The 2,022-nt window shown below is 71.1% G+C and carries 2 protein-coding genes and 1 pseudogene; all 3 read right to left on the bottom strand.

The features are described 5' to 3' along the window. A pseudogene (locus CVO76_RS17165) lies at positions 1 to 824 on the bottom strand (aminodeoxychorismate synthase component I); the annotation flags it as partial. A gap of 3 nt (positions 825 to 827) precedes the next feature. Then, positions 828 to 1,445: a LysE family transporter gene (locus CVO76_RS17160; RefSeq protein WP_208740255.1), complete on the bottom strand. Its 618-nt coding sequence runs from the start codon at positions 1,443 to 1,445 to the stop codon at positions 828 to 830. 23 nt (positions 1,446 to 1,468) lie between these two features. Then, entirely contained in the window at positions 1,469 to 1,978 is a 510-nt protein-coding gene (locus CVO76_RS17155) for a low molecular weight protein-tyrosine-phosphatase (protein ID WP_208740254.1), read from the bottom strand. Positions 1,979 to 2,022: the final 44 nt, after the last annotated feature.

Genomic DNA, 2,022 nt, shown 5'->3' with positions numbered 1-2,022 from the left:
CCAGGGAGGTTGATCTCGGTGACCCCGGCGCGATGCAGGGCCTGCTGCCCGAAGACGCCACCGGAATCGGCCAGGATGCTGAACCGGTTGCGCTGGTCCCGGCCGGTCGTTCCCGTGGCGTCGGAGCTGTCGAGCCACACCGCGGACGGGGAGGCCCCGTACAGCGTGGAGAACAGGGCGGCCGGGTCCGGCACCGCGTCGATGCGCTCGCAGTCCAGTGTCAGCCCGCGCCGCCCGGCACGCTCCGGAGCCAGCAGGACGGCGCACGAGGGCAGCCCGGTGAGGGCCAGGCGCACGGCCTGCGGTGACGGCGGACCGCGGTGGCCCTGCACGAGGACGTCGGCGGCGGCAGCCGGATCGTCCTCCGCCAGCCAGGCGTCCTCCTGGTCCGCCCACCGCTGCCAGAAGGGCGCATAGGTGTCGCCGTCGCGTTCCAGTGCCGTGCGCATCCTGACCGCATCGGCCGCCTCGACCCAGATGACGGCGTCGAGGTGCGCGCGTGCCGCCGCGGTCGCGGCACCCACGCCTTCCAGGAGCACGATCTCCGCCGCCGGTGTCGTGTGCTCGGCGCCGTCCCGCCCCCGGTCCCAGTCCCAGGCATTCCAGCGGGCGGTCCGCCCTGCCGCCAGGGGACGCAGGACGCGCTCGACGTAGCGTGCCGTGCCGTCCGCGAGCCCGTCCCAGCCGGGGTAGACGTCCTCGAGGTGGAAGAGGCTGACGCTGTGATGCTCACGGAGGAGCGCGGCGAGCTCGACGGCGAGGGTCGTCTTGCCCGCACCGGACCGGCCGTCGATCGCGATGAGCAGCGGGGAGGAGGTGGGCATGGGTCAGGCCAGGGCGAGCAGCGCGCCGACACCGACGAACAGCGACCCGAAGGTGCGGTTGAGGATCACCTGACCGCGGTCGTCGCGGGTGAAGCGCCGGAACGAGCGTGCCGTGCCGGCGTAGAAGAACCACATGACCAGGACGTCGATGGCGATGACGGTGGCTGCCAGCACGCCGTACTGGCCGAGCAGGGGCTGATCCGGGCGGATGAACTGGGGGATGAGGGCGAGGAAGAACACGATCGCCTTGGGGTTGAGCAGGTTCACCCAGACGCCGCGGCGGAACATCGAGAAGGCGCCCTCGCTGTGCTGCAGCGCCCGGACCTCGCTGTGCTCGGGCTTCTGCAGGAACTTCCGGATCCCGAGGTACACGAGGTAGGCGGCGCCGGAATAGCGGATCAGGTTGAAGGCGAGCGGGGAGTTGGTGACGAGGATCCCGACACCGGCCGCGGCGATGCCGATGTGGACGACCAGGGCCGCCTGCTGGCCGAGGATGCCCCAGATGGAACGCCGGAAGCCGACCGTCAGGGCGTTGCTCATCGTGTTCACGGCACCGGCACCCGGGACGAAGCTGATGAGCGTTCCGGCGCCGAGCAGCGCCAGCCAGAGGGAGGGATTCACCCGTTCATGGTAAGCGCCGGGCGTCAGGCCTCCGAACCGTCGGCGTCGAGCTCGTTCCGGACGTAACGCACCACGCCGTCCACCGCGCCGTCGACCATCTTCCAGGTGGCCTCGAAGTCGCTGGCATCGCCGTACCAGGGGTCGTAGATGCCGAGGTGGTCGAGCTCCGTGTCCGTGGTCGAGGGGTCGAACTCGCGCAGGAGGTGGATCCTGTCGCGCGCGTCGTCGTCGGGCGCGTCCCGGCGCAGCTCACGGTAGTGGTCGAGGTCGAGGGCGAGGATCAGGTCGCGCTCGCGGTACCAGTCCGGTTCGAACATGCGGGCCCGGTGCAGGTGGCTCTCGATGCCGAGCTCGGTCAGCTTGGCCGCGGCACGCTCGTCGATCGGCCTGCCGGCCTCCCAGTCGGTGGTCCCCGCGGAGTCGATGACCACGTCGTCCCCCAGGCCCGCCTTGCCGAACGCATGGGTCAGCATGAGTTCGGCCATGGGCGAGCGGCAGATATTGCCTGTGCAGACGGTGACGATGCGGTACATCCCGCCAGCCTAGCGGCGGTCGCGCTCCGCGGCCTGCCCCGGGC

It is taken from the genome of Arthrobacter agilis, assembly GCF_002953615.1.
GTDB classification, from domain to species: Bacteria; Actinomycetota; Actinomycetes; order Actinomycetales; family Micrococcaceae; genus Arthrobacter_D; species Arthrobacter_D agilis_B.
The sequence above is the reverse complement of the archived record's forward strand: the minus strand, read 5'-3'. Positions and strand labels throughout refer to the sequence as shown.